This is a genomic window from Dietzia sp. DQ11-44, from assembly GCF_014145205.1.
Lineage (GTDB): Bacteria > Actinomycetota > Actinomycetes > Mycobacteriales > Mycobacteriaceae > Dietzia > Dietzia natronolimnaea.
On record NZ_JAALEC010000726.1, the window covers coordinates 1 to 2,958 of the forward strand.

Below are 2,958 nucleotides of genomic sequence, written 5' to 3' on the forward strand. Positions count from 1 at the left end.
GCACTAGCTCGGTCCAGGATAGGCGCTAGTGCCCCATTCCCACACCGCCGTCGACGTTGAGCACGTTTCCCGTGATGTAGCTGGATTCTTCAGAGGCCAGGAACGCGACCGCCGCGGCGATCTCCTCGGGCTGGGCGAATCGGGCCAGCGGGATCATCGACGTGCCGATCTCCTTCGCCTTGTCGTCCATGGCATCGGACATATCGGTCTCGGTGAAGCCGGGGGCAACGACGTTGGCGGTAACACCCTTGACGCCAAGCTCACGGGCGAACGAACGACACATCCCGATCACGCCGGCCTTGGAAGCGGTGTAGTTGACCTGCCCGGGAACACCTGACATTCCGGACGCGGATCCAATGAAGATGAGTCGCCCGTACTTTTGTTTGAGCATGTTACGGGTCGCTCGCTTGGCTATGCGGAACGCGCCGGCCAAGTTTGTGTTGACCACGTCGAGGAACTGCTCTTCCTTCATCCGCATCACCAACGTGTCTTTGGTAATGCCGGCGTTGGCCACGACAACGGAGACCGGGCCGAAGGTCTGCTCTGCGTAGGTGAACGCAGCATCGACGGACTCGGAATCGGTCACGTCACACTCGACGCCGTGGATTCCTTCGCCGACGCCGCTGCCTCGATGCGTACCGACGACGGTGAAGCCGTCGCTGACGAGTCGGGCGGCGATAGCCGCGCCGATTCCTCGGTTGGCGCCGGTGACCAGGGCTACGCGTGCGTCGGTCATGGGTGGTCCTCCTGGGGTCGTCGTGCAGAGAACAGCACTACCTGGCCGACTCGTCGGGTGTCGACATCGGTGTATCCGTGGAGCGCGTTCTCCAGCTCGTCCATGGTGTCGTTGGCGTTCCCAAACACGCCGAGCCTGTTGTAGGTGCTGTTCAACGCTCGAGCTGCAAGCGTCGCGTTGTCCGGATTCGGGATGAGGGTGGAGCCGAAGATGGTCCCGCCGGGCCGCAGGTAGCCGCGGAGCTGGGAGAGACGGTCCCACTTCTCCTGACTGGGAATGCAGTGCAGGACGAAGTTCAAACCGATCGAGTCGAACTTGTGCTCGCTGGCGATCGGGTCGAAAAAGGATTGCTGGAGGGCGGCGACAGATCTGCCGTGGCCGACTCGGTCGGCTGCGGCGGTGAGACAGGCACCGTTGAGGTCGAGCAGGGTGAGCGAGGGGGAGTCGATGTGCTCGAGGAAGTAGCCGGTCCCGGGGCCTACGTCGAGGTGACTGCGGCCAGCGTGGCTGCGGTAGTGCTCGACCATCGTCGCTGTTGGACAGCGCCAGATCAGTCGATTGGTCAGTCCGAGCACCCCCGCGTCGTAGACCCTGAGAGTGACGGGGTTGTAGATACTGCCGCTGGCGCCGCGGTCCCGTGCTTCGCTCATGCAGTTCCTCTTCTTCGCAGCATGACTGTGGCCGCCCCGCCTTCCATGTCTGCAATCGGGACCACCCTGGCATCAAACTCGATGCCATCTAACTCGACGGGGAAGACTCCTGTCTCATACAGGTCGTATTCGGTCACGAGGGCACACAACGCCTCGTAGCTCAGCGGTGCGTCTGTGCCGACGCTGGTGACGGCACTCCGCGCCAGGCGATTGACCAGAGCAAGAGTGATGGAGGCGAACTCCACGAGCGGGCCGAGGAGGTCCGGGGGTTCCTGCGTACGTTCGGCGAGAACGACGGTGGTGCCGATGATTCGTCGCTGTTCACCGTCTACGCGGAGACGGCCTCCGCTGAACATATGGAGCGGGGGAGCGTCTGGAAGGTTGAGAGTCCACTCGTATCCGACCCACGTGTTGTCCGGGTCGAGCACCGCCGCTTTGTAGCGGGTGACAAGTGTGGCGGCGTCGGCCGGGGTCAAGAACCGCCACAGATCTTGGATCGGCCGCTGTTCGCCGGCGGCACGGCCGTCTGACATGAGGGAGACATCGTCGCCCGCGGTGACGGTGGTGAGGTCGGCGAGGTCCATGACCCACGAGTTGAGCACACAGCGCTCAACCGGCGGGGTGGGATGGAGCCAGACTGCGATTCCGGTAGGACCGCACTCGGGGTGTTCGACCAGGTGGTAATCGGCGTGAAGGCCGGGAATCGAGCATGTTCGAGTGCGGGCGTAGTCCGTGAGCAGCCTCAGACCGTCACGGTCGAGGTCGAGCTGGTTGCTCTTGACGGCCCGCCGGAGAGTGCGTTGGCAGGGGACTCCACCGATGGAGTGGACCATCAGATCTCCATCGCCTCTGTCTACGAGATCGAAGACAATCCATCTCGGATCAAGTCTCACGTGAAGCCTCCCGACGTGGTCATTAACGGACACAGCCTATGGTTTCGAGCTCAGTCTCGGTCGATCAGCGCCCTCGCCCCCCGATCGCCACCCTCGGGCGCTACCTGGCGAGGCCGAAATGGTTGTTCCCCGCCGACTTGCGCTGCCGTCGTCGCAGGATCGAACGGATGGCATCCATGTGGCGAGACACCTGCTCAGGAGTAGCCGTGCGTTCCTCGGCCGCGGCGGCAGCCTCAGCCCGTTGGAGCTGCTCTTCGAGGGCACGCTGCCGGTGCTGCTCGGCCACCTCGCTAGGCGAAGGGCCGGCGAGGACGCCCCGGAGCCGGGAGAGGCGATGCCGCAGGAAACCGGCTGGATTCTGGATGGTGGAGGGCCAGTCGCGGGGGTTCTCCCGCGCATCCTGGTTGAGGACCGCCACTAGATCGCGGCCCGTCCAGCGGTCGCAGTCGACCAGCTCGGCCACCACGTCAACCAGGGAACCCAGATGCCGACCGTTGTCCAGGCTTTTCGCTGCGGCGACGAGCTGCGCGGTGACGACGTGGGCCTTCTTGGGTCGATCTCGGTCCTTGCTTCGTTGTGAGCGCCCGGAGGGCGCCGTCGCGCGCTTGCGCGCGTGTGTGGGGGAACATTTCCTACGGGGAGAAGATCTCCCTGTAGGACCCCTACGGGGTAGATACGA

General features: G+C 64.1%; 3 protein-coding genes and 1 pseudogene. All 4 read right to left on the reverse strand.

Annotated elements, in window-relative coordinates:
• Positions 1-25: 25 nt before the first annotated feature.
• On the reverse strand, positions 26-736 hold the full coding sequence (gene fabG, locus G6018_RS16400) for a 3-oxoacyl-ACP reductase FabG (RefSeq protein WP_182640199.1): 711 nt from the start codon (positions 734-736) through the stop codon (positions 26-28).
• Complete coding sequence (locus G6018_RS16405; protein ID WP_182640200.1) at positions 733-1,386, reverse strand: class I SAM-dependent methyltransferase; 654 nt, start codon at positions 1,384-1,386, stop codon at positions 733-735. Before G6018_RS16405 ends, fabG begins: the two co-directional genes overlap by 4 nt.
• Positions 1,383-2,279 (reverse strand): hypothetical protein, encoded by an 897-nt coding sequence (locus tag G6018_RS16410; RefSeq protein ID WP_182640201.1) that lies wholly within the window; start codon positions 2,277-2,279, stop codon positions 1,383-1,385. The genes G6018_RS16405 and G6018_RS16410 overlap by 4 nt, the downstream gene beginning before the upstream one ends.
• A 100-nt stretch (positions 2,280-2,379) precedes the next feature.
• Positions 2,380-2,958: pseudogene (locus tag G6018_RS17190) on the reverse strand (hypothetical protein); the annotation flags it as partial.

Bases quoted from the DNA above. Each gene is read 5' to 3' on its own strand.
- fabG (WP_182640199.1), bottom strand. From the start codon at position 736: ATGACCGACGCACGCGTAGCCCTGGTCACCGGCGCCAACCGAGGAATC.
- G6018_RS16405 (WP_182640200.1), bottom strand. From the start codon at position 1,386: ATGAGCGAAGCACGGGACCGCGGCGCCAGCGGCAGTATCTACAACCCC.